The sequence below is a fragment of the Citrobacter sp. RHBSTW-00944 genome (genome assembly GCF_013615435.1).
Classification (GTDB): domain Bacteria; phylum Pseudomonadota; class Gammaproteobacteria; order Enterobacterales; family Enterobacteriaceae; genus Citrobacter; species Citrobacter braakii.
Map to the genome: position 1 here is coordinate 178362 of NZ_CP055418.1, position 24276 is coordinate 202637.

General features: G+C 54.0%; 18 protein-coding genes. 10 read left to right on the plus strand and 8 right to left on the minus strand.

The features are described from left to right. Positions 1–48: 48 nt before the first annotated feature. Positions 49–366: a met regulon transcriptional regulator MetJ gene (metJ, locus tag HV334_RS00910; RefSeq protein WP_003825168.1), complete on the minus strand. Its 318-nt coding sequence runs from the start codon at positions 364–366 to the stop codon at positions 49–51. Positions 367–631: 265 nt separating this feature from the next. Here metJ and metB point away from each other — a divergent pair, with 265 nt between their 5' ends. After that, positions 632–1792, plus strand: coding sequence for a cystathionine gamma-synthase (gene metB, locus HV334_RS00915; RefSeq protein WP_019077907.1), 1161 nt, complete (start codon positions 632–634; stop codon positions 1790–1792). Between the two features lie 2 nt (positions 1793–1794). Continuing rightward, complete coding sequence (gene metL, locus HV334_RS00920) at positions 1795–4227, plus strand: bifunctional aspartate kinase/homoserine dehydrogenase II (RefSeq protein ID WP_016155268.1); 2433 nt, start codon at positions 1795–1797, stop codon at positions 4225–4227. Here metL and HV334_RS00925 read toward each other — a convergent pair whose 3' ends face one another. Then, entirely contained in the window at positions 4228–4608 is a 381-nt protein-coding gene (locus HV334_RS00925; protein WP_181221065.1) for a carboxymuconolactone decarboxylase family protein, read from the minus strand. 88 nt (positions 4609–4696) lie between these two features. Between HV334_RS00925 and HV334_RS00930 the strand changes: the two genes are divergently transcribed. The 3 genes from HV334_RS00930 to katG all read left to right on the plus strand — a co-directional run bounded on the left by HV334_RS00930 (position 4697) and on the right by katG (position 8999). Further along, a complete protein-coding gene (locus HV334_RS00930) occupies positions 4697–5605 on the plus strand; it encodes a LysR family transcriptional regulator (RefSeq protein ID WP_181221066.1) in 909 nt (302 codons plus the stop codon). A gap of 157 nt (positions 5606–5762) precedes the next feature. After that, a complete protein-coding gene (gene metF, locus HV334_RS00935; protein WP_016155273.1) occupies positions 5763–6650 on the plus strand; it encodes a methylenetetrahydrofolate reductase in 888 nt (295 codons plus the stop codon). A gap of 168 nt (positions 6651–6818) precedes the next feature. After that, complete coding sequence (gene katG, locus HV334_RS00940) at positions 6819–8999, plus strand: catalase/peroxidase HPI (RefSeq protein WP_181221067.1); 2181 nt, start codon at positions 6819–6821, stop codon at positions 8997–8999. Between the two features lie 85 nt (positions 9000–9084). On the opposite strand, the gene HV334_RS00945 is transcribed toward katG, so the two are convergent. The 3 genes from HV334_RS00945 to ptsP are packed head-to-tail and all read right to left on the minus strand — an operon-like array spanning position 9085 to position 13380. Then, positions 9085–10188 (minus strand): glycerol dehydrogenase, encoded by a 1104-nt coding sequence (locus HV334_RS00945; protein WP_016155275.1) that lies wholly within the window; start codon positions 10186–10188, stop codon positions 9085–9087. Positions 10189–10200: 12 nt separating this feature from the next. Then, positions 10201–10863: a fructose-6-phosphate aldolase gene (gene fsa / locus HV334_RS00950; RefSeq protein ID WP_153689836.1), complete on the minus strand. Its 663-nt coding sequence runs from the start codon at positions 10861–10863 to the stop codon at positions 10201–10203. A 15-nt stretch (positions 10864–10878) separates the two neighbouring features. Then, on the minus strand, positions 10879–13380 hold the full coding sequence (ptsP, locus tag HV334_RS00955) for a phosphoenolpyruvate--protein phosphotransferase (RefSeq protein ID WP_181221832.1): 2502 nt from the start codon (positions 13378–13380) through the stop codon (positions 10879–10881). 308 nt (positions 13381–13688) lie between these two features. On the opposite strand from ptsP, the gene HV334_RS00960 reads away from it, so the two are divergent. The 5 genes from HV334_RS00960 (at position 13689) to HV334_RS00980 (ending at position 18706) form a co-directional block, all read left to right on the plus strand. Next, positions 13689–14768: a PTS fructose transporter subunit EIIC gene (locus tag HV334_RS00960; protein ID WP_003825153.1), complete on the plus strand. Its 1080-nt coding sequence runs from the start codon at positions 13689–13691 to the stop codon at positions 14766–14768. Positions 14769–14782: 14 nt separating this feature from the next. Further along, positions 14783–15103: a PTS fructose-like transporter subunit IIB gene (locus HV334_RS00965; protein ID WP_016155279.1), complete on the plus strand. Its 321-nt coding sequence runs from the start codon at positions 14783–14785 to the stop codon at positions 15101–15103. A gap of 103 nt (positions 15104–15206) precedes the next feature. Then, positions 15207–17504: a formate C-acetyltransferase gene (locus tag HV334_RS00970; RefSeq protein WP_181221068.1), complete on the plus strand. Its 2298-nt coding sequence runs from the start codon at positions 15207–15209 to the stop codon at positions 17502–17504. Beyond that, the gene (locus HV334_RS00975; protein WP_181221069.1) at positions 17470–18348 is read left to right on the plus strand and encodes a [formate-C-acetyltransferase]-activating enzyme; all 879 of its coding nucleotides are present in this window, start codon (positions 17470–17472) and stop codon (positions 18346–18348) included. Before HV334_RS00970 ends, HV334_RS00975 begins: the two co-directional genes overlap by 35 nt. Position 18349: 1 nt before the next feature. Beyond that, positions 18350–18706 carry a PTS fructose-like transporter subunit IIB gene (locus HV334_RS00980; RefSeq protein WP_016155282.1) on the plus strand — a complete coding sequence of 119 codons (357 nt, stop codon included), beginning with the start codon at positions 18350–18352 and terminating at the stop codon, positions 18704–18706. Here HV334_RS00980 and HV334_RS00985 read toward each other — a convergent pair. The 3 genes from HV334_RS00985 to ppc form a co-directional block, all read right to left on the minus strand. Continuing rightward, the gene (locus tag HV334_RS00985) at positions 18693–19553 is read right to left on the minus strand and encodes an AraC family transcriptional regulator (protein WP_181221834.1); all 861 of its coding nucleotides are present in this window, start codon (positions 19551–19553) and stop codon (positions 18693–18695) included. The genes HV334_RS00980 and HV334_RS00985 overlap by 14 nt on opposite strands. A gap of 86 nt (positions 19554–19639) precedes the next feature. Further along, positions 19640–21373, minus strand: coding sequence for a phosphoethanolamine transferase CptA (locus HV334_RS00990; protein ID WP_047497602.1), 1734 nt, complete (start codon positions 21371–21373; stop codon positions 19640–19642). A 210-nt stretch (positions 21374–21583) separates the two neighbouring features. Next, the gene (gene ppc, locus HV334_RS00995; protein ID WP_016157932.1) at positions 21584–24235 is read right to left on the minus strand and encodes a phosphoenolpyruvate carboxylase; all 2652 of its coding nucleotides are present in this window, start codon (positions 24233–24235) and stop codon (positions 21584–21586) included. Between the last annotated feature and the right edge of the window lie 41 nt (positions 24236–24276).

Sequence of the window (24276 nt, forward strand, 5' to 3'; positions counted from 1 at the left end):
TGAGAAGCGGCGGGAGTAATCCCGCCTTTTCTCATCTGTCTTGAAAAATCAGTATTCCCACGTTTCCGGGTTGATACCCAGTTCACGCATGATTACCTTTGCTTCTTCCGGGATTTCATCGCTGCGCTCTTTACGCAGGTCGTCATCGTTGGGTAATGGTTGCCCGGTAAAAGCATGCAGAAACGCTTCACACAGCAGTTCGCTGTTGGTGGCGTGACGCAGGTTGTTAACCTGACGACGCGTGCGTTCATCGGTAAGGATTTTTAACACCTTCAGAGGAATGGAAACCGTAATTTTTTTGACTTGCTCACTCTTCTTACCGTGCTCAGCGTATGGGCTGATATATTCGCCGCTCCATTCAGCCATGAGATACCTAATCCTCTTTGTCATTAATATTGAGGCCAGAACCTGAGCCCGGACCATAATTGCGCGTAGTTTATCGTAGTGGCGTGGCCCTGACACGAAGTAAGCCGACGCAGATGTACGCTAATGCATATAATTTTAACGGCTATTTCCGGTTTGCTCAATCTATACGCAAAGAAGTTTAGATGTCCAGATGTATTGACGGCTATCGTAACTATGATTACTCTGGTGTCTGACTTTTCACCGACTCAGCCAGGATCTCCTCAATATGACGCGTAAACAGGCCACCATCGCAGTGCGTAGCGGGTTAAATGACGACGAACAGTACGGTTGCGTTGTCCCGCCGATCCACCTCTCCAGCACCTATAACTTTACCGGTTTTAATGAGCCTCGCGCCCATGACTATTCGCGCCGCGGTAACCCAACGCGTGATGTCGTTCAGCGTGCGCTGGCGGAACTGGAAGGTGGGGCGGGGGCAGTACTGACCAATACCGGCATGTCGGCGATTCATCTGGTGACTACGGTATTCCTCAAGCCTGGCGATCTGCTGGTCGCACCGCACGACTGCTACGGCGGGAGCTATCGTCTGTTTGACAGCCTGGCAAAGCGTGGCTGTTATCGCGTACTGTTTGTCGATCAAGGAGATGAGCAGGCGTTGCAGGCGGCACTGGCGGAAAAACCGAAGCTGGTGCTGGTAGAAAGCCCAAGCAACCCGCTGTTGCGCGTGGTGGATATCGCGAAAATCTGCCAGCAGGCGCGCGAGGCTGGTGCGGTCAGCGTGGTGGACAACACTTTTTTAAGCCCGGCACTGCAAAATCCACTGGCATTAGGCGCCGATCTGGTGTTGCATTCATGCACGAAATATTTAAACGGTCACTCCGACGTAGTGGCTGGTGTGGTGATAGCAAAAGATCCTGAAATGGTCACTGAACTGGCATGGTGGGCGAATAATATTGGTGTGACCGGCGGCGCGTTTGATAGTTATCTGCTGTTGCGCGGCCTGCGTACTCTGTCACCTCGTATGGAGGTGGCGCAACGTAATGCTCAGGCGATTGTGGATTATCTGCAAACTCAGCCGCTGGTGAAAAAATTGTATCACCCGTCATTGCCGGATAATCAGGGCCATGAGATTGCCGCGCGTCAGCAAAAAGGGTTTGGCGCGATGTTGAGTTTTGAGCTGGATGGCGATGAGCAAACGCTGCGTCGCTTCCTCGGCGGGTTGTCATTGTTTACGCTGGCGGAATCGTTAGGGGGCGTTGAAAGTCTGATCTCTCATGCCGCAACCATGACACACGCGGGAATGGCGCCAGAAGCGCGTGCTGCTGCCGGAATTTCGGAAACGCTGTTGCGTATCTCCACCGGTATTGAAGATGGCGAAGATTTAATTGCCGACCTGGAAAATGGCTTCCGGGCTGCAAACAAGGGGTAAACATGAGTGTGATTGCGCAGGCAGGGACGAAGGGTCGTCAACTGCACAAATTTGGTGGTAGTAGTCTGGCTGATGTGAAATGTTATCTGCGTGTCGCAGGCATTATGGCGGAGTACTCGCAGCCTGATGACATGATGGTTGTTTCAGCCGCAGGCAGTACCACTAACCAGTTGATTAGCTGGCTAAAATTAAGCCAGACCGATCGTCTGTCTGCGCATCAGGTTCAACAGGCGTTACGTCGCTATCAGAGTGAGCTTATCAGCGGTTTGTTACCTCCTGAGGTGGCGGATGGGCTGATCGGCGCGTTTATTCACGATCTGGAGCGTCTGGCTGGGTTACTCGACAGCGGCGTGAATGATGCCGTCTATGCTGAAGTCGTCGGGCATGGCGAGGTGTGGTCGGCGCGTTTGATGTCTGCCGTCCTTAACCAACAGGGGCTGGAGTCAGCCTGGCTGGATGCGCGCGATTTTTTACGTGCCGAGCGCGGCGCTCAGCCGCAGGTGGATGAAGGTCTTTCTTACCCATTGCTGCAGCAACTGCTGGCGCAGCATCCGGGCAAACGCCTGGTCGTTACCGGTTTCATTAGCCGCAGCAACGCCGGTGAGACGGTACTGCTGGGGCGTAACGGCTCCGACTACTCGGCGACGCAGGTTGGCGCGTTGGCGGGGGTTTCCCGCGTAACCATCTGGAGCGATGTCGCCGGGGTTTACAGCGCGGATCCGCGTAAAGTAAAAGATGCCTGTCTGCTGCCGCTGCTGCGTCTGGATGAAGCCAGCGAGCTGGCGCGTCTGGCGGCTCCGGTTCTCCATGCCCGCACCCTCCAGCCGGTTTCCGGCAGCGATATCGATCTCCAGTTGCGTTGTAGCTATACGCCGGAGCAGGGATCGACGCGTATTGAACGCGTGCTGGCTTCCGGTACCGGGGCACGTATTGTGACCAGCCATGACGACGTTTGCCTGATTGAGTTTCAGGTTCCCACTGGCCAGGACTTTAAACTGGCCTATAAAGAAATCGATCAGATTTTAAAACGCACCCAGGTGCGTCCGCTGGCAGTGGGTGTGCATCCTGACCGCCAGTTGCTGCAATTTTGCTATACCTCCGAAGTCGCTGATGGCGCATTGAAAATTCTGGATGAAGCTGGCCTGCCGGGCGAACTGCGTCTGCGCCAGGGGCTGGCGCTGGTGGCGATGGTTGGGGCGGGCGTCACCCGTAACCCGCTGCACTGCCATCGCTTTTGGCAACAGCTGAAAGGTCAGCCGGTCGAATTCACCTGGCAGTCGGAAGAGGGCATTAGCCTGGTCGCCGTCTTGCGTACCGGGCCAACGGAGAGCCTGATTCAGGGTCTGCACCAGTCAATCTTCCGCGCGGAAAAACGCATTGGTCTGGTGCTGTTCGGCAAAGGTAACATTGGGTCGCGCTGGCTGGAGCTATTTGCCCGCGAGCAGAGCACGCTCTCGGCGCGTACCGGATTAGAGTTCGTGCTGGCAGGAGTGGTTGATAGTCGCCGTAGCCTGCTGAATTACGAAGGGCTGGATGCCAGCCGCGCATTGGCCTTCTTCGATGACGAGGCGGTAGAACAGGATGAAGAGTCATTGTTCCTGTGGATGCGCGCCCACCCGTATGATGATTTAGTGGTGCTGGACGTCACTGCCAGCGAGCAGTTGGCGGAGCAGTATCTGGATTTCGCCAGTCATGGCTTCCACGTTATCAGCGCCAACAAGCTGGCGGGGGCGAGCAGCAGTAATAATTACCGCCAGATTCATGACGCCTTTGAAAAAACCGGTCGCCACTGGCTGTATAACGCCACCGTAGGCGCAGGCTTGCCGATCAACCATACCGTGCGCGATCTGATTGATAGCGGAGATACTATTCTGTCGATCAGCGGGATCTTCTCCGGCACGTTGTCGTGGTTGTTCCTGCAATTTGATGGCACGGTCCCGTTCACCGATCTGGTGGATCAGGCGTGGCAGCAGGGTCTGACTGAACCTGATCCGCGCGTGGATCTTTCCGGCAAAGATGTGATGCGCAAGCTGGTGATTCTGGCGCGTGAAGCGGGTTACGACATCGAACCGGATCAGGTACGCGTAGAATCGCTGGTGCCTGCACACTGTGAAGCAGGTTCTATTGACCATTTCTTTGAAAATGGCGATGAGCTGAACGAGCAGATGGTGCAACGCCTGGAAGCGGCACGTGAAATGGGACTGGTGCTACGCTATGTGGCGCGTTTTGACGCTAACGGTAAGGCACGCGTTGGCGTTGAAGCGGTACGCCCTGAGCACCCGCTGGCGGCACTACTGCCGTGCGATAACGTCTTCGCCATTGAAAGCCGTTGGTATCGTGATAACCCGCTGGTCATTCGCGGACCGGGGGCGGGCCGCGATGTGACCGCCGGGGCGATTCAGTCTGATATCAACCGCCTGGCGCAACTGCTGTAGTTAGCGCTTACTGTTCGCCGCAAACACCTCTTTTGCGGCGAACAGGCCGTTTAGTGCTGCCGGGAATCCCGCATAAACAGCCATCTGCATCATCACTTCAATAATCTCTTCCTGCGTTAAGCCAACGTGCAGCGCGGCGGCGATGTGTACCTTAAGCTGCGGTGCGGCGTTACCCATGGCGGTGAGCGCGGCGACGGTGGCAATTTCTCTACTGCGTAAATCCAGCCCCGGCCTTGAATAGATGTCGCCAAAAGGAAATTCAATCAGGTATTGGGCGAAGTCCGGCGCGATATCCTTCAGGCTATCGACGACCGCATCTCCCCCTTTTCCATCAACCTGTTGCAGCATTCTCTGACCGGTTAAATAGCGTTCTGAATCCATGATAATCACCTCGTGAGTTCGTGTATGGCATGAGGATAGAGCGCGCAGAATGATTGGGGTAATACCGTTTCCGTGATACCTTTTCGGTATGACAACATCGCCTTTGCACTCTCTGGATATCCGCCTTCTACGCTATTTTTCCGTGGTGGCGGAAGAGAACAACATGAGTCGAGCGGCGCAGCGTTTATTTATGTCGCAGCCGCCGCTGAGTCGCCACATTCGCCAGCTTGAAGAGCGCCTGGGGGTGACGCTTTTTGTCCGTCATACCCGTGGACTTGCGCTGACGGAGGACGGCCAACGCGTACTTGAAATCGTGCGCCCGCTATTGGCGTTACAGGATAAAACCTGGACGGTGTTGAGTCAGATAGCGAAAACGGGAGAGCAATTTCTGCGCTTAGGGCTAAGTACGGCGTTTGAGCAGGGCGTTTTTGCGGCGCTTGAGTCGCAGCTTGCTACGCGTGTACAGAAGCTACATATTGTCCGTCATGGTTCGCCTGAACTGGCGCGTCAGGTGCGTCGGGGAAAACTGGATGCAGCGCTGGTGGCGCTACCGCTTGAGAATTCGGGTCTTAGCGTCACGCCGCTCGGCTGGCAAGAATCGATGATCGCCGCCTTACCCACGCTCTGGCCCGAGGCGGCTCTGCCTTCGCTCTCGTTAACGTCGCTGAACCACCGACCGCTGTTCTGGTTCAAACGTGAACGTAACCCTGCTTTTTTTGATTACACTCGACACATTTTTCGTCGTGCCGGTTACTCTCCTGCCCTTATTGAGGAGCCGATGGAACATGACGTGCTGCTGGCACGGATCGCGCAGGGTGACGGTCTGAGCCTGGTTCCGGCCTCCTTTTCCGCTATCCAGCGTCAGGGCGTGATCTTCCTTCCGCTTACTGATACAGAATTGCGGCTTGGCATGGGGTTAGCGACGCTGCCTGAGAACGTAACAAAAGTAGAGTGGCTACAGACGGTCGTGACGCAATCCCTCACCATTTCAAGCTGATGTGAATTTTTTTCACGTTGGCTGAGTATTCCTCACCTTTAACGATGATTTTTGTGTTGACGCCAGCATGCTTTTCCGTCATTTTTACATCTAGACGTCTAAACGTATAGCAGTTCACAACACAACATATAACGACAAAAGATTGATGAGGTAAGGTATGAGCTTTTTTCACGCCAACCAGCGGGAAGCCCTGAATCAGAGCCTGGCAGAAGTGCAGGGTCAGATTAACGTTTCGTTTGAGTTTTTCCCGCCGCGCACCAGTGAAATGGAGCAAACCCTGTGGAACTCCATCGATCGCCTGAGCAGCCTGAAGCCGAAGTTTGTTTCAGTTACTTACGGTGCAAACTCTGGTGAGCGCGACCGTACGCATAGCATTATTAAAGGCATTAAGGATCGCACAGGTCTTGAAGCGGTCCCGCACCTGACATGCATTGATGCGACCCGTGATGAGCTGCGTACCATTGCTCAGGACTACTGGCATAACGGTATTCGTCATATTGTTGCCCTGCGCGGCGACCTGCCGCCGGGAAGCGGTAAACCGGATATGTATGCTTCCGACCTGGTGACTCTGCTGAAAGACGTTGCAGACTTCGATATCTCCGTTGCGGCTTACCCGGAAGTGCACCCGGAAGCGAAAAGCGCTCAGGCCGATTTGCTGAACCTGAAGCGTAAGGTTGATGCCGGTGCAAACCGCGCGATCACTCAGTTTTTCTTCGATGTAGAAAGCTATCTGCGCTTTCGCGATCGCTGCGTGTCTGCGGGAATCGATGTGGAAATTATTCCGGGCATCCTGCCGGTATCTAACTTTAAGCAGGCGAAAAAATTTGCTGACATGACCAACGTCCGCATTCCTGCGTGGATGTCGACCATGTTTGATGGTCTTGATGATGACGCGGAAACCCGCAAGCTGGTGGGCGCGAATATCGCTATGGACATGGTGAAAATTCTCAGTCGCGAAGGGGTGAAGGATTTTCACTTCTATACCCTCAATCGTGCCGAGATGAGCTACGCTATTTGTCACACACTGGGTGTAAGACCTAACTAAACAGATGCCCCAGCCCTCTACGGAGGGCTTTTTGTTGATCATTTTGATCTACATCTCTGCAACTTAAAATATAAAAGGAATTAGCTATCGAATCTGTGGGTTATTTCGACTATATCTTATCTCTGGTGGTGTATATCGTAGTCAGAACACTGTAAAGGGAGCATATAGATGAGCATGTCCGACGATAGCCAAAACGCATCAACTGCCGGTAAGTGTCCTTTTCATCAAGGCGGTCACGATCAGAGCGCGGGAGCAGGAACGAACAACCGCGACTGGTGGCCAAATCAACTCCGCGTTGATCTTTTAAACCAACATTCCAACCGTTCGAACCCGCTGGGTGAGGACTTCGACTACCGCAAAGAGTTTAGTAAACTCGACTATTCTGCCCTGAAAGGGGATCTCAGAGCCCTTCTGTCCGAATCTCAACCGTGGTGGCCCGCTGACTGGGGAACCTATGCCGGATTGTTTATCCGCATGGCATGGCACGGCGCGGGAACCTATCGCTCTATCGATGGACGCGGTGGAGCGGGTCGCGGACAGCAGCGTTTTGCACCACTGAACTCCTGGCCGGACAACGTCAGCCTTGATAAAGCACGTCGTCTGCTGTGGCCAATCAAGCAGAAATATGGTCAGAAAATTTCCTGGGCCGACCTGTTTATCCTCGCGGGTAACGTGGCGCTGGAAAACTCAGGTTTCCGTACCTTTGGCTTTGGTGCCGGTCGTGAAGATGTCTGGGAACCGGATCTCGACGTAAACTGGGGTGATGAAAAAGCCTGGCTGACTCACCGTCACCCGGAAGAGCTGGCAAAAGCGCCGCTGGGCGCCACCGAAATGGGCCTTATTTATGTGAACCCGGAAGGGCCGGACCATAGCGGCGAACCGCTTTCTGCGGCAGCGGCTATTCGCGCGACCTTCGGTAACATGGGGATGAACGACGAAGAAACCGTGGCGCTGATTGGCGGCGGTCATACGTTGGGCAAAACCCACGGCGCAGCAGCGGCATCGCACGTTGGCGCCGATCCAGAATCCGCACCGATTGAAGCGCAGGGCCTGGGCTGGGCCAGCAGCTACGGTAGTGGCGCGGGCGCGGATGCAATTACTTCCGGTCTGGAAGTGGTGTGGACGCAGACGCCTACCCAATGGAGCAACTATTTCTTCGAGAACCTGTTCAAATATGAGTGGGTGCAGACTCGCAGTCCGGCAGGCGCGATTCAGTTTGAAGCGGTTGACGCGCCAGAAATTATTCCCGATCCGTTTGATCCGTCGAAAAAACGCAAGCCGACGATGCTGGTTACCGACCTGACGCTGCGTTTCGATCCTGAGTTCGAAAAGATCTCTCGCCGTTTCCTGAACGATCCGCAAGCGTTCAACGAAGCGTTTGCCCGTGCGTGGTTTAAACTGACGCACCGCGATATGGGGCCAAAATCGCGTTACATTGGCCCGGAAGTGCCAAAAGAAGATCTGATTTGGCAAGACCCGCTGCCGCATGCGTTCTTCAACCCAAGCGAAGAAGATATCCTGAAGCTGAAGGCGACCATCGCTGCTTCCGGACTGTCCGTGGGCGAACTGGTATCGGTAGCGTGGGCTTCGGCATCGACTTTCCGTGGCGGGGATAAACGTGGCGGCGCTAACGGTGCACGTCTGGCGCTGGACCCACAACGCGGCTGGGATGTGAATGCCACCGCGGCACGCGTTCTGCCTGTGCTGGAAGGTATTTATAAGTCTGCCCACACTGCCTCGTTGGCCGATATTATCGTGCTGGCCGGTGTTGTCGGTATCGAGCAGGCGGCTAGCGCTGCGGGCGTCAGCATCAAGGTACCTTTTGCGCCGGGTCGCGTGGATGCGCGTCAGGATCAAACGGATATTGAGATGTTTGAACTGCTTGAGCCGATTGCCGATGGTTTCCGTAACTACCGCGCTCGTCCTGACGTGTCGACCACCGAGTCGCTGCTGATCGACAAAGCGCAGCAGTTGACGCTAACCGCACCGGAAATGACCGTGCTGTTGGGCGGTATGCGCGTACTGGGCACCAACTTTGATGGTAGCCAGCACGGCGTCTTTACCGATCGCCCTGGCGTACTCAGCACTGACTTCTTCGTCAATCTGCTGGATATGCGTCATGAGTGGAAGGCGGTTGATGAGTCACAAGAGCTGTTTGAAGGTCGTGACCGTTCGAGCGGCGAAGTAAAATACACCGCAACTCGCGCCGATCTGGTGTTTGGTTCTAACTCTGTACTACGCGCAGTGGCTGAAGTTTATGCCTGCAGCGATGCTCACGAGAAGTTCGTGAGAGATTTCGTTGCCGCATGGGTGAAAGTGATGAACCTGGATCGTTTCGATCTGCTGTAACAGACCATGCCGGATGTCGCTTGCGCGGGTCCGGCATAGTATGAACAAAAAAATCCCCGCAATTGCGGGGATTTTTATTGGCCGGTTATTCCCACTCTTGCAGGTAACGTTGACCGTACTGGTCAGCCACCAGCAGGGCGGCATACACCTGGTCCGGCGTTGCGCCGCCAGGCATATTGTGGATGGTTTCGCCTTCGGCACAGGCAGCTTCAGCCACAATGCGCATTTTCGCCGGAATATCCTGTTTGATGTCCAGTTGCGCCAGGGTAATCGGCAGGCCAACGGAATGACACAGCGCCGCAACGGTTTCAATTTCATCGACCGGCGCGTTTTCCAGTACCAGTTGCGTCAGCGTGCCGAAAGCCACTTTCTCGCCGTGGTAATAGTGATGCGCATCCGGGATTGCCGTCAGACCGTTATGGATGGCATGCGCCGCCGCCAGACCGCCGCTTTCAAAACCGACGCCGCTCAGATAGGTGTTGGCTTCAATAACGCGCTCCAGCGCAGGCGTTACCACGTGCTGCTCGGCGGCCAGCATCGCTTTTTCACCTTCTTCTATCAGCGTATTAAAGCACAGCTCAGCCAGCGCCAGCGCCGCCTGAGTGCACTGACCGCCCGCCATGGTGGTTGCGCCGCTGCGTGAACAGGCGCGCGCTTCGAACCAGGTCGCCAACGCATCGCCGATGCCCGCGGCTAACAGACGCGCCGGTGCGCCCGCGACAATTTTGGTATCAACAATGACCCTGTCCGGGTTATTGGGCAGCAGCAAATAGCGATCGAATTCACCGGCATCGGTGTAAATAACGGACAGCGCGCTGCACGGTGCATCGGTAGAGGCGATGGTTGGCGCAATGGCGACAGGCACGCCCATAAAGTGCGCCAGCGCTTTGGCGGTATCCAGCGTTTTACCGCCGCCAATACCAAGTACTGCGCCACATTGCGCTTTTTCTGCCACGCCGCGCAGACGGTCGATTTCGTTTTGTGAACACTCGCCGCCAAACGGTGCAATCTCCAGCGCCAGTCCGGCATCCTGGAAACTTTTTTCCAGTGCGCCCTGGGCAAAGCCTAAGACAAACTTGTCCCCAACGACCAGCCAGCGCTCTGCCAGTGGTTTGAGGTAGTTGCCAAGACGGGTAATAACATCGGCACCCTGGATGTACTTACCAGGTGATTGAATAATGCGATCCATACTTTATTTCCCTCACAGGTTGATGTGACCAAATGTATTGTTCCAGTCATGTTCAAACTTCTCTACTGCTGACTCTACCGCAGGGGTATTGAGCATTTGTTGCGCTACGTCTAATGGCAGGGTGATTGCTTCGCATCCTGCCAGTAAGCAATCCAGCGCCTGACGAGGGGTTTTAAAGCTGGCTGCCAGTACCATGCTGTTTGGCGCATGCAGTTCCAGTAATGTTTGCAGTTCTTGTACCGTGCGAATTCCGTCGCCGCCCTGCGCGTCAATACGGTTAACGTAAGGCGCGATATATTTCGCCCCCGCCAGCGCTGCCAGCAGCCCCTGAGAGGCACTGTACACGGCGGTTCCCAGCGTGGTGATACCCTCTTTTTTCAGCATCTTGATCGCGGCCAGACCTTCGGATGTCACCGGGATTTTTACCACCAGACCGGGGACCGCGTTGCTCAGACGTTTGGCTTCCTCCACCATGCCTTGTGCGTCGCGGCTCATGGTTTGGGCAAACAGAATGCCCTCTTCGTCAATGGCGTTTTGCAGGCGCGGCAGCACATCCCAGATGGATTCTTTGCTTGCTGCCACAATGCTTGGGTTGGTGGTGACACCCGCGATAGGGAAGATGCGTGCCAGACGTTCGACTTCCGCGACGTTGGCGGTATCAAGGTAAAGTTCCATACAAAAACACCCTCTTTAAAGTTCAAGTTCATGTTGCAGCAGGCTGGCGATAGCGTCGGCAGAGGCGGCGTTAACCAGCGCGTTACGGAATTCTTCATGCATAATGCGCCGTGCCAGACGCGAGAAAATACGCATATGCTGGTCGCCCGCGGCGTGTTTGTTGAGCGTCAGCATAATAATGAATTGCGCATCATCATCACCCCAACGTACCGGCGCTTGCAGGCGCGCTACGCTGATAGTGGACTGCTCAATATGTTCTGATTTGCTGTGCGGAATGGCGAAGCTAAAACCTAATCCGGTAGAGAAGACCGCTTCGCGCGCCCACAGATCGGCTTCCAGTTTACGCGGATAGCGGCAACGACCTGCCAGCAGGAGGTTGTCGGTCATCCCTTTGATGACCTCCTCTTTACTACGCCAGTCGCTATCCAGCGTGATGCACTCGGCGGTAACCAGAGGGGTATCCTGTTGGGTCATGCGGAACTGGGCCAGCAGATGTTCGACCTCCAGCGACGTTCGACACGCCATTGCTTGATTCAGCAACTGACGGCAGGCGCGGCTGTCAAGTTGCGCCATCCGCGCTTTGGCGGCGGGAATGGAGGGAGCGCTCATGCTGATCTCGTCCAGACCCAGTCCCACAAGCAGCGGTAGCACTGAACCTTTAGCGCCAAGTTCGCCGCACAGGCCAATCCATTTCCCCTGACGATGTACCGCCTGTACGGCGTAATCCAGTGCACGCAAGAAGGCTGGATTCAGGCTGTTGTAATGGCGGGTAACTTTGGCGTTGTCGCGGTCGACCGCCAGCAGGTATTGCGTCAGGTCATTACTGCCAATACTAAAGAAATCAATTTCTTCGCAGCATTGATCGATGATGAACATCACCGACGGAACCTCCAGCATGATACCGAGCGGGATCTTCTCATCAAACGGGATGTGTTCAGTACGCAGTTGCTGTTTAGCTTCGGCCAGCTTCTCTTTGACCCACAGGATCTCTTCCATAGAGGAGATCATTGGGATCATGATTTTCAGGCTACCGTGCGCTGATGCGCGCAGGATCGATCGCAGTTGTGTGGTAAACAAAGCGGCGTATTCTTCATAGATACGCACCGCGCGATAACCGAGGAACGGGTTGGCTTCGGCAGGAATATTCAGATAATCAACGGGTTTATCACCGCCGATATCCATAGTGCGCACAATGATGCTGCGTCCCTGCGCGGGCTCCAGCGCCTGGCAGAAAATGTTGTATAGCTCATTCTCATCCGGGGCGCAGGTACGGTCCATATACAGCATTTCCGTGCGGAACAGGCCAACCGCTTCCGCACCGTTGCCAAAGGCTGCTTGCGCTTCCACGGAATGGGCGATGTTGGCGGCGACTTCCATGCGGATGCCATCACCCGTGCGCGCCTCCTGGGTCAGCCAGATACGTTGTTGTTCTCGAATGGCATCCTGGATACGGGTTTCCTGCTGGTAGTAACGTACGACGGATTCATCAGGGGCAACAATGACCGCTCCTGCGTTACCATCGATATAAACCGTTTGCTGCAGCCATGGCATTAAGGATTCAATATCCACGCCAACCAGCGTAGGAATGTTGAATGACCGGGCGAGAATCACCGTGTGTGAAGTGGTACCGCCGCTTTTTAACAGCAAGCCTTTCAGCAATGTTTTGTCCAGTTCGAGGAACTGGCTCGGTGTGAGCTCGTCCGCCATACAGACCGTAGGCTGGCTTAGTTTTCCCGGCGCAGGAAAACGCTGCTCTCCATAAATTTGCTGCAGAAGCTGGAAGCAGACATCGCGCACATCCAGCGCACGTTCCTGTAAATAACTGCTGCTGGAGCGGGCGAATTCATCACAAAAATGTCCGGCACTTTCGACAATCGCCTGGGCGCAGCTTAACCCGCGAGATACTCCAGCGAGCAGGTGCTGACGCAGTGAGAGGTCGCTTGCCAGCGAGCGGTGTGCTTCCAGAATCGCACTGGTTGCGCCGTCGCTGTCGAGTAACCGAAACGCAATATTCTTCATCAGCAGCGTTAAGCCGTTATCCAGTGCCGCCTGCTCGGTTTCAATATCTTTAGCGGATGGGAGATTGTTAAGGGCGTTGAGATCCAGCGAAGAGAGCAGACTCAGAACGCCTCCCGCACTGCCGCTGCAGACGGTGCGAGCGCGAAAAAGCTGTGGGTTTAGATTGGTGAGGGATGCAGGAAGTGGCTCCAGCTCGTTGCTTTTGGCTTCCGCTAGCGGTGCATCGCAGTGTGGAAATTCATTACGTAACCATTGGGTTAAATGCTGGTGGGCTGCCTGTTCATCTGCACCCGAAATCAGCAACTGGCAGCTATCACCCGCCAGAGTATCGGTGCCAATCAGTGCCAATGCGCTCTTGGCGTTACCCCTACGTTCGGTACGCAGGTTGTGCCACTCAATGTGCGAAGTAAAGGTGTTGCACTGCGTTTCTATGTGACTTGCCGGGCGCGCATGTACGCCATTGGGCAGCTCACAGGTAAATTCCACAATCAGGGCCATAGCCTCATCTCCCATAACGATTTCTCGCTACAGGATAAAAGGGCAACGCCTGAGCCTGCCATCTGACAAATCTGCCAAAAACTGGATAAATGTAATGTAACCATCAAAGTGAGATATCCCTCACAAGTCAGTTTGTCCTCTATAAATTCCGAGAAACTACAAGTTATGAGGCGGATCGCATTTTTGCTCTGACATTACAAAAGTCCAGCAAATGGCCTTTTTATCCACTGTTTGCGCCGCGTCGGATTGCCTATTGTTTTCCGCAACAAGTTTATGGATATGGGCTTTAGGCAGCCTGGGAGCGACTTATGAAAGAGTTGGTACAAATCCTGAAAAATACCCGTCAGCACCTGATGACGGGTGTTTCGCATATGATCCCCTTCGTAGTCGCGGGTGGAATTTTGCTGGCGGTCTCTGTCATGTTGTATGGCAAGGGCGCGGTACCGGATGCAGCGACCGATCCTAATCTCAAGAAACTGTTTGATATTGGCGTCGCAGGGCTGACGTTGATGGTGCCATTCCTTGCCGCTTACATTGGTTATTCCATTGCTGAACGTTCTGCTCTCGCCCCTTGTGCGATTGGCGCATGGGTGGGAAACAGCTTCGGCGCAGGTTTTTTCGGCGCGCTAATTGCCGGGATTATTGGCGGTATCGTCGTCCATTATCTGAAGAAGATCCCCGTACATAAGGTGTTGCGATCGGTAATGCCTATCTTCGTTATTCCTATTGTCGGCACCTTTATCACCGCAGGCATCATGATGTGGGGCCTGGGAGAACCCGTTGGCGCGTTAACCACTAGCCTGACCGAGTGGCTGCAGGGTATGCAGCAGGGCAGCATCGTGCTGCTGGCGGTAATTATGGGACTGATGTTGGCCTTCGATATGGGGGGGCCGATTAACAAAGTTGCCTACGCTTTCATGCTGATTTGCGTGGCGCAGGGGGTTTATACCGTGGTGGCCATCGCCGCGGTAGGGATCTGCGTGCCGCCGCTGGGCTTAGGTTTGGCGACGCTGATTGGTCGTAAGAATTTCTCTTCTGAAGAACGTGAAGCCGGTAAAGCCGCGCTGGTGATGGGCTGCGTTGGCGTAACGGAAGGCGCAATTCCTTTTGCTGCCGCCGATCCGCTGCGCGTTATCCCATCCATTATGGTGGGTTCCGCCTGCGGCACGGTAACCGCCGCGCTGTTTGGTGCGCAGTGTTATGCCGGCTGGGGCGGGCTGATTGTTCTGCCGGTCGTTGAAGGAAAATTGGGTTATATCGCGGCGGTTGCCGTGGGGGCTGTAGTGACCGCTGTGTGCGTTAACGTACTGAAAAGTCTGGCGCGGAAAAAAGTGTCTCAGGTCGACCAGAAAGAAGACGACCTGGATTTAGATTTTGAAATGAATTAAGCGAGGAATGAGTCATGACCAAGATTATCGCAGTAACTGCATGTCCTTCTGGCGTTGCCCACACCTATATGGCCGCCGAAGCGCTGGAAAGCGCCGCTAAAGCCAAGGGGTGGGAAGTAAAGGTTGAGACTCAGGGGTCGATCGGTCTGGAAAACGAACTGACCGCGGCGGATGTGGCAGAAGCCGACATGGTGATTCTGACCAAAGACATTGGTATTAAGTTTGAAGAGCGTTTTGCGGGCAAAACTATCGTTCGTGTCAACATCAGTGATGCAGTGAAACGTGCCGACGCCATCATGAACAAGATTGGTGCACACCTTGCGCAAACCGCATAACGGTTTGTTTGCCGGAGGGTGGTTTCGACTTATCCGGCCTACTGATACGTAGGCCAGATAAGCACAGCGCCATCTGGCATCAGTTTTTCTACAGGAGTTCCTCATGACTAGCCGTATCCAACGTTTAAAAAACGCTCTGTTTCAAAATAACCGCGAAATTTCGCTTGAGCGTGCGCTGCTATATACCGCCAGCCACCAGCAGACGGAGGGAGAGCCGGTTATTCTGCGGCGGGCGAAAGCCACCGCATATATTCTTGAGCACGTTGAAATATCGATTCGTGATGAGGAACTGATAGCCGGGAACCGTACCGTTAAACCGCGGGCGGGCATAATGTCACCGGAAATGGATCCTTACTGGCTGCTCAACGAGCTGGAGCAGTTTCCAACCCGTCCGCAGGACCGTTTTGACATCAGCGAAGAGGATAAACATCTCTATCGCGATGTGCTGTATCCGTACTGGGAAAAGCGGTCGATGAAAGATTTCATCAACGGTCAGATGACCGATGAGGTAAAAGCCGCTGTCCGTACGCAGATTTTTAGCGTTAACCAGACGGATAAAGGTCAGGGGCATATCATTATTGATTATCCACGCCTGTTGAATCTCGGGCTTGGCGAACTGGTAGCGCAGATGCGGGCGCATTGTCTGCAGCAGCCGGATAACCACTTTTATCAGGCTGCTCTGTTGCTGCTTGAGGCTTCGCAAAGCCACATTCTGCGTTACGCCCTGCTGGCAGAACAAATGGCGGAAAGCTGCCCGGATGCGCAGCGACGTCAGGAATTGCTGACGATTGCAGAAAACTCCCGGCATAACGCCCAGCATAAGCCGCAAACCTTCTGGCAAGCATGTCAGCTGTTCTGGTACATGAACATTATTTTGCAATATGAGTCCAACGCCAGTTCGCTCTCACTCGGACGCTTCGACCAGTATATGTTGCCGTTTTATCAGACCTCGCTGACGCAGGGGGAAGATCCTGCATTCTTAAAAGAAATCCTCGAATCGCTATGGGTGAAATGCAATGACATTGTACTGCTGCGATCCACCAGCAGCGCGCGCTATTTCGCTGGCTTCCCAACGGGTTACACCGCACTGCTTGGGGGATTAACGGAGAATGGTCGTAGTGCGGTAAACGTACTGTCGTTTCTCTGCCTTGATGCTTATCAGAGCGTACAACTGCCGCAACCAAATCTCGGTGTGCGCACGAACGCGTTGATCGATACGCCGTTCCTGATGAAAACGGCACAGACCATTCGCCTTGGGACCGGCATTCCGCAAATCTTTAATGATGAAGTGGTGGTGCCCGCATTTCTTAACCGTGGCGTCTCGCTGGAAGATGCGCGAGATTACGCGGTAGTCGGCTGTGTCGAGCTGTCTATTCCAGGCAGAACATACGGTTTGCACGACATCGCCATGTTTAATCTGCTGAAAGTAATGGAAATCTGCCTGCATGAGAACGAAGGCAATCGCGCGCTGACGTATGAAGACCTGTTGAAGCATATTCGTGCCAAAATCAGCCACTACATTACGTTGATGGTCGAAGGCAGTAACATCTGCGATATCGGTCATCGCGACTGGGCGCCGGTGCCGCTGCTCTCCTCGTTTATTAGCGATTGCCTGGATAAAGGGTGTGATATTACCGACGGCGGCGCGCGTTATAACTTCTCCGGCGTACAGGGAATCGGCATTGCGAACCTGAGCGATTCGCTGCATGCGCTCAATGGACTGGTATTTGAACAACAGCGCTTAACTTTTGACGAACTTTTGTCGGTGCTAAAAGACAACTTTGCTACCCCGGAAGGCGAGAAAATTCGCGCCAGGCTGATTAACCGCTTCGAAAAATACGGCAACGATATTGATGATGTAGATAACATCAGCGCCGAACTGCTGCGTCATTACTGTAAAGAGGTAGAGAAATACCAGAATCCACGCGGCGGGCAATTTACGCCGGGTTCATATACTGTCTCTGCGCACGTGCCGCTGGGTTCGGTCGTCGGAGCGACACCGGATGGTCGCTTCGCCGGGGAACAGTTGGCGGACGGGGGGCTGTCGCCGATGCTGGGTCAGGATATGCAAGGGCCGACGGCGGTATTGAAATCGGTCAGCAAGCTGGATAACACGTTGCTTTCCAATGGGACTTTGCTGAACGTGAAGTTTACGCCAGCCACACTGGAAGGTGAGGCTGGTTTACGCAAGCTGGCGGATTTTCTGCGGGCATTTACCCAGCTCAAGCTCCAGCACATCCAGTTTAACGTGGTGAATGCCGACACATTGCGAGAAGCGCAGCAGCGCCCACAAGATTTCGCCGGGCTGGTGGTGCGCGTGGCGGGTTACAGCGCCTTCTTTGTCGAGCTGTCGAAGGAGATCCAGGATGACATCATTCGCCGCACCGCGCATCAGCTGTGAGGTTATTGACCCACGTGGCGAGGACGTCGCGCGTATATTCAATATTCAGCGTTACTCACTGAATGATGGACAAGGTATTCGTACGGTAGTCTTTTTTAAAGGTTGTCCGCATACCTGCCCGTGGTGCGCCAACCCTGAATCTCTCTCCCCACGTATTGAAACAGTACGGCGGGAGAGTAAATGCCTGCACTGTACACCCTGTCTACGTGATGCTGATGAGTGTCCCTCCGGTGCGTTTGAACGTATCGGTCGTGATATCTCGCTGGACGAGCTGGAACGTGAAGTGATGAAAGATGATATTTTCTTTCGCACCTCTGGCGGGGGGGTGACGCTTTCCGGTGGTGAAGTGCTGATGCAAGCGCCCTTTGCCGTACGATTCCTGCAACGTCTGCGGCGCTGGGATGTTCGCTGCGCGATTGAAACGGCTGGCGATGCGCCAGCCAGTCGTTTGTTATCGCTGGCAAGAGAGTGCGATGAGGTGCTGTTTGACCTCAAAATTATGGATGTCCATTTGGCGCGTGAGACCATTAATATGAACCTGCCGCGCGTGCTGGCGAATTTACGACTAATGGTCGCTGAAGGAATTAATGTCATACCTCGCCTGCCGCTGATTCCGGGCTTTACGATGAATGTAGAGAACACGCAGCAGGCGTTGACGCTGTTGTCATCATTAGGCATAAAGCAGGTGCACCTGCTAACGTTTCATCAATATGGCGAACCGAAATACAACCTGCTCGGATTACCCTGGTCGATGAAAGAAGTGCCCGTCCCGTCGGCGCAAGAGATAGATTTTATACGTAAGATGGCAGAATGCGCCGGATTTCAGGTAACAGTAGGAGGATAGTATGGCCATCGCACCTGTACGATATCTGGTTGCTGTCACCGCGTGCGTAAGCGGCGTGGCCCATACTTATATGGCCGCTGAACGGCTGGAGAAACTCTGCCAGCAGGAGAAATGGAGCATCAAGATTGAAACTCAGGGCGCGTTGGGTACCGAAAATCGCCTGACGGAAGAGGATATTAACCGTGCTGATGCGGTGTTGCTTATTACCGATATTGAACTGGCAGGAGCAGAGCGATTTACGCAGAGCCGATACGTCCAGTCGGGCATTAGCGCATTTCTGCGTGAGCCGCAGCGGGTGATGAGCGCCGTGCGAAAGCTGCTTTCTGCACCACAGCACACACATCTTACTTTGGATTAGCTTTTATCTCCGTCAGTTGGCTGTGGCATTGCCGACGATATTCTGACGGCGAACGTTCGGTATTTTTGCGAAACAGGCGGCAGAAATAGTTGCTGTCAACAAACCCACAGGTGTGCGCCACTTCTTTGATCTTCAGCTCATAACCCTTCAGCAGCGTTTTCGCGTGTTCCAGTCGCGTGTGATTCAGGTATTCGTTAAACCCGATAGTGCCCGTTTTTTGAAACAGGTGGGAGAGGTAATTGGGTGAGATGTAAAACGCCTGCGCGACGGATTCTCGGGTGAGCGGCGAAGCGTAGCGTTCATCAATATAGTCGCGAATGGCTTCGAAAAGCGCCTGACTGCGTGATGCGGTCTGGATCTGGCTGCCCAGCAGATCGCGGCAGTGGCTCAGTAAGCTCGCAACGATTAGCCTGGCGGTTTGTTGCTCCTGCGGTTGCATCTGCATTTCATTGAGCGTTTGCAGCAGGAAAGAGCCAATTCGTGGCCCACGCCGCGCGACGTGCTGGCGGGTAAGATTATGATATTGCTTGCCGTCCCACTGGACGATGCTGAAACCCAGTTGCTGTTTGCCGAACAGAATGCTGAGCGTGGTGACCGGTGTGAGCCACTGCGGAAAGTTCCAGCCGCCAGCCGGAACGAATAGCACATCGCAAGGCAGTAACGTCGCGGATGCGCCAGCAACTCCGTTATCGGTGAACTCACCTTCCAGCACAATTTCCAGCCGGGGAAAATCGACCTGATACGCCAGCTCCGGCGTTGAGCTACTGGTGCTGGCAAAATAAACCTGGCACAGCGGCGTGGGGCCGTTAATCAGGCGGGAGAGAAGATGGCTGACGTCGTGATACATGTTAATCCCTTGCAGGCAGCAGACAGGGGAAACAGTAACCGTCATCATAAAAAAAGGCCACTCTTAAAGAGTGGCCGATACGAGTATTACTGATTACCGATTTGATCGCCGTACGGCAGGCTATCGTAATCAATCAGGGCATTCTTTTTGTACGGATTGCCAATCCAGCGGGTCGTCTCTTTGAACTGCGGGCTGGTAATGGATCGGGTCGGATCGAAACCGTCGTAGGTGAATCCCGCTAAATCAGACCAGGTGTGGATAAGCTCTGAGCTGCTGTATTTACGATTCACATCCTGTGAGAAGTCACGCGGGTGTGCAGCCTGCCATTTTTCAGAGGTCCACAGCAGGAACGGTACCGTATACATATGGCGCGTCGGGTTGTCTTCATTACGACCCTGCGTTTTATGCGGTGGCGTATCGTATACCTCCTCCCCGTGATCGGAGAAGTAGAGCAGGAAGCCGTTCGGGTCTGTCGCTTTATAGTCTTTGATCAGACTGGCAATGATATGGTCATTGTAGACATTCGCGCTGTCGTAATCGTTGTATGCTTCCAGCTCATCATCATCCAGGCCGGGGGGAACATGGTCGACATTGTTATCGAATTTACCCTGACCATCCGGATAGCGGAATTTGTACTTAATATGCGTACCCAGCAGGTGCACGATGATGAACTTTTTCGGTGCCGGGTCGGCCAGTACTTCTTTAAATGGCGCCAGCACATTGCTGTCATATTCGCGCGCACTTTGCGTACGCTGCTGATTCATATAGAACTGCTTATCCGTCTGCTTAGAGAACACGGTCAGCATGGTGTTGCGAGCCGTCATCGTCTGCTGATTGGTGATCCAGAAGGTTTTATAACCTGCCTGTTTCATCATATTCATCAGAGACGGTTGAGTCAGGTACAGGTCCGGATTCTTCTCGTTGGCGAAGGTCAGCGCCTGCTGCAGGATTTCAATGGTGTACGGACGTGAGGTCACGACATTATTGAATACGGTGAAGTTAGGATCGGATTTATGCAATGCATCCAGTTCTGGCGTCGTTTCGCGCGGGTAACCATACAGGCTCATGCGACCACGCTGCGTTGACTCGCCAATGACCAGCACCAGCGTACGTGGGGCATCGCCGGAGTTATCTTTGAAGTTAGCCAGCGGCGGCAGGGCATTGTTCTCATTCAGCAGGCTATTGAGTGAGGTCAACTGCTGACGGTACTGATAATACCCGGAGATGAATTGCCACGGTGCGGCGGGCTCCATACGTGAGGCGAGACCATTTACCGTTTTTTCAAACGGCTTGTGTTTGATGAAAGTGTTAACGGCTATCGGATGCAGAATCAAACCGTATAACAACGCAAACGACACCAGATAGCGCCAGGGCGATGGAATATGAACAGGGCGCAGACGCGTCCACAGCAGAATAGCGATAGCCGTATAGGCCAGGGCGATAAGAACAATTTTTAGGCTGAAATACTGGCTGAGATATTCGCTGGCTTCGTTCGCATTGGTTTCAAACATCACATACAGAACGCTTTGCGAGAACTCTTGTCCGTAGATGACGTAATAGCTCAGAGCAGCCAGCGAGGCCGCCCATAGCACCATGCCAATGACGGCAGCAATAATACGGATACGGTTTGGAAATAAAAATACCGGGATTAACCACAGCGAACTGAATAGCAAGGAGTCGCGTAATCCATTAGTTCCGCTATATCCGGTTAAACAAATAACGACCTGAAGTAAAGTGGAAAAAAACCAAAAATAGAGGAGCGCCCAACCCAGGGCTTTCCAGCTAAATTTAGGTTTAGACTGGAGTTGTAAGGATTGCATAATGTGAGCCTGTCTTTAATCGTAGCGCCAAGAGTAGCGACTTAATATTAAGAGGAACTTAAGCATCACGATCTTAGGATCGTGTTTTGCTGTTGATATATTCACAATGTGAATATATTCAGGCGGGAATATATTGAAAAAGAAGCGGTTATGACAGCAGTTTTTGTTGTCGCCTTCGTACAATAGCACGAAGGCGACGAGGGGGGGACGTTAGCCTGTATTACGCATGCCGGCTGCGACACCAGCGATTGTCACCATCAGCGCTTGTTCAACGCGCGGATCCGGTGCATTGCCTTGCTCTTCCGCCAGGCGTGAGCGGTGTAACAGCTCAGCCTGTAAGACATTCAGCGGGTCAGTATAAATATTTCTTAACTGAATGGACTCGGCAATCCACGGCAGGTCGGCCATCAAATGTGAGTCGTTGGCAATCGCCAGCACGACATCGATATCGGCTTCCAGGCGCTGACGCAGCTCTTCACCCAGCGGCCACAGCTCTTTTTTGACCAGGCGCTGATCGTAGTATTCTGCCAGCCACAGGTCTGCTTTGGCGAAAACCATTTCCAGCATGCCAAGACGTGTGGAGAAGAATGGCCAGTCGCGGCACATTGCTTCGAGTTCGCTTTGCTTACCGTCTTCAACCACTTTTTGCAGTGCGGTGCCTGCACCCAGCCACGCCGGGAGCATCAGACGGTTCTGCGTCCAGGCAAAAATCCACGGAATGGCGCGCAGAGACTCTACCCCGCCGGTTGGGCGACGTTTTGCCGGACGTGAACCGAGCGGTAATTTACCCAGTTCCTGCTCTGGCGTTGCGGAGCGGAAGTAAGGGACGAAGTCTTTGTTTTCACGTACATATCCACGATAGAGCTCACAGGAAATATCGGAAAGCTCATCCATGATATGACGCCAGTTATCTTTCGGCTCTGGCGGCGGTAACAGGTTGGCCTCCAGAATTGCTGCGGTATACAGCGACAGGCTGCTGATGGTCACTTCCGGCAGGCCGTACTTAAAGCGGATCATCTCCCCTTGTTCTGTCACGCGCAGACCGCCTTTCAGGCTGCCTGGTGGTTGAGAAAGCAGCGCCGCATGCGCAGGCGCGCCACCGCGACCAATGGAGCCACCGCGACCGTGGAACAGCGTCAGTTCGATACCGGCTTTTTCGCAGGTTTTGATCAACGCGTCCTGCGCTTGATATTGCGCCCAGGAGGCCGCCATCACGCCCGCATCTTTTGCGGAGTCAGAGTAGCCAATCATGACCATCTGTTTGCCCTGAATAAAGCCACGGTACCAGTCAATGTTCAGGAGCTGAGACATGACGTCATCGGCGTTGTTGAGGTCGTCCAGCGTTTCAAACAGCGGGGCAACCGGCATAGCAAAACCGATACCGGCTTCTTTCAGTAGCAGATGTACGGCCAGTACATCCGATGGCGTTTTCGCCATTGAGATAACATAGGCGGCAATGGAGCCATACGGGGCTTCAGCAATGACCCGGCAGGTGTCGAGCACTTCGCGGGTGTCGTTGCTCGGCTCCCAGTTACGTGGGAGCAGCGGACGCTTGGAGTTCAGCTCGCGGATCAGGAAAGCCTGTTTATCCGCTTCCGACCAGTTTTCGTAGTCGCCAATGCCCAGATAACGGGTCAGTTCTCCAAGGGCTTCAGTGTGACGGGTACTTTCCTGACGAATATCAATACGTACCAGCGGTACGCCGAAACATTTCACGCGGCGTAGGGTGTCGAGCAATTCGCCATTGGCGATAATGCCCATGCCACAGGCCTGCAGAGACTGATAGCACGCATATAGCGGGTCCCAGAGCTGTTCGTTTTGGGTGAGAAGTCCCGCAGGTTTCGGCAATTTCTCGCCTTTCAGACGGGCTTCCAGCCAGGCCTGGGTTGCCATCAGACGTGAACGCAGGGTTTTCATCAGATAACGGTAAGGTTCTGCTGCGCCTTCTTCACCCACCAGCGCCAACAGTTCCGGTGTGGCATCCACCATCGACAGCTCAGAAATCAGAAACTGAATGTCTTTCAGGAACAGATCGGTCGCTTTCCAGCGGCTGAGTAGCAGCACGTGACGGGTGATATCCGCTGTTACGTTCGGGTTGCCATCGCGGTCGCCGCCCATCCAGGAGGTAAAGCGAACCGGGACAAAATCAACGGGCAGCTTATAGCCCAGATGCTCTTCCAGTTGTTCGTTCAGCTCGCGCAGATAGTTTGGTACGCCTTCCCACAGGCTATTTTCAACCACCGCGAAGCCCCATTTGGCTTCATCAACCGGGCTTGGGCGCAGCTTGCGGATTTCATCCGTATGCCAGGACTGGGCAATCAACTGGCGCAGACGGCGCATCAGCTGATGGCGCTCGTAATCGACGAGGTCTTTGTTATCAAGTTGCTTGAGACAGGCGTTCACTTCACCCATTTTATGGATCAGCGTACGGCGGGTGATCTCGGTCGGGTGGGCAGTGAGAACCAGCTCCAGGGAGAGAGATTCGACGGCTTTTTTGATGGTGGCTTCATCGAGGTTGGGCTGCTCTTTCAGTTTACGCAGAGTGCGAGCAATCACTTCCGGGTTGCTGGCTGCTTCGCCTTTTGGCGAAATGCTGTGGTACTGCTCGGCGGTGTTGGCCAGGTTCAGAAACTGGCTAAACGCGCGGGCAACCGGCAGCAGCTCGTCGTTAGACAGGTTTTGCAGCGTAGTGAGCAGCTCCTGGCGATTGACTTCATTGCCAGCGCGGGATGATTTGGACAACTTACGGATTGTTTCTACGCGGTCAAGAATGTTCTCTCCCAGCGCATCCTTGATGGTCTCCCCCAGCACTTTGCCGAGCATACTGACATTACTACGCAACGCGGAATATTGTTCGTTCATATTAACCCAGACACCCCATCTTTAATTTATGCGTCCTGTAT

Excerpts from the sequence above, each read along its gene's own strand:
- HV334_RS00975 (WP_181221069.1), top strand. The coding sequence starts at position 17,470 with ATGACATCATTCGCCGCACCGCGCATCAGCTGTGAGGTTATTGACCCA.
- HV334_RS00965 (WP_016155279.1), top strand. The coding sequence starts at position 14,783 with ATGACCAAGATTATCGCAGTAACTGCATGTCCTTCTGGCGTTGCCCAC.
- metJ (WP_003825168.1), bottom strand. The coding sequence starts at position 366 with ATGGCTGAATGGAGCGGCGAATATATCAGCCCATACGCTGAGCACGGT.
- HV334_RS00930 (WP_181221066.1), top strand. The coding sequence starts at position 4,697 with ATGACAACATCGCCTTTGCACTCTCTGGATATCCGCCTTCTACGCTAT.
- ppc (WP_016157932.1), bottom strand. The coding sequence starts at position 24,235 with ATGAACGAACAATATTCCGCGTTGCGTAGTAATGTCAGTATGCTCGGC.
- HV334_RS00945 (WP_016155275.1), bottom strand. The coding sequence starts at position 10,188 with ATGGATCGCATTATTCAATCACCTGGTAAGTACATCCAGGGTGCCGAT.
- HV334_RS00985 (WP_181221834.1), bottom strand. The coding sequence starts at position 19,553 with ATGTATCACGACGTCAGCCATCTTCTCTCCCGCCTGATTAACGGCCCC.
- ptsP (WP_181221832.1), bottom strand. The coding sequence starts at position 13,380 with ATGGCCCTGATTGTGGAATTTACCTGTGAGCTGCCCAATGGCGTACAT.
- fsa (WP_153689836.1), bottom strand. The coding sequence starts at position 10,863 with ATGGAACTTTACCTTGATACCGCCAACGTCGCGGAAGTCGAACGTCTG.
- metL (WP_016155268.1), top strand. The coding sequence starts at position 1,795 with ATGAGTGTGATTGCGCAGGCAGGGACGAAGGGTCGTCAACTGCACAAA.
- HV334_RS00970 (WP_181221068.1), top strand. The coding sequence starts at position 15,207 with ATGACTAGCCGTATCCAACGTTTAAAAAACGCTCTGTTTCAAAATAAC.
- metB (WP_019077907.1), top strand. The coding sequence starts at position 632 with ATGACGCGTAAACAGGCCACCATCGCAGTGCGTAGCGGGTTAAATGAC.
- HV334_RS00960 (WP_003825153.1), top strand. The coding sequence starts at position 13,689 with ATGAAAGAGTTGGTACAAATCCTGAAAAATACCCGTCAGCACCTGATG.
- HV334_RS00990 (WP_047497602.1), bottom strand. The coding sequence starts at position 21,373 with ATGCAATCCTTACAACTCCAGTCTAAACCTAAATTTAGCTGGAAAGCC.
- metF (WP_016155273.1), top strand. The coding sequence starts at position 5,763 with ATGAGCTTTTTTCACGCCAACCAGCGGGAAGCCCTGAATCAGAGCCTG.
- HV334_RS00925 (WP_181221065.1), bottom strand. The coding sequence starts at position 4,608 with ATGGATTCAGAACGCTATTTAACCGGTCAGAGAATGCTGCAACAGGTT.
- katG (WP_181221067.1), top strand. The coding sequence starts at position 6,819 with ATGAGCATGTCCGACGATAGCCAAAACGCATCAACTGCCGGTAAGTGT.
- HV334_RS00980 (WP_016155282.1), top strand. The coding sequence starts at position 18,350 with ATGGCCATCGCACCTGTACGATATCTGGTTGCTGTCACCGCGTGCGTA.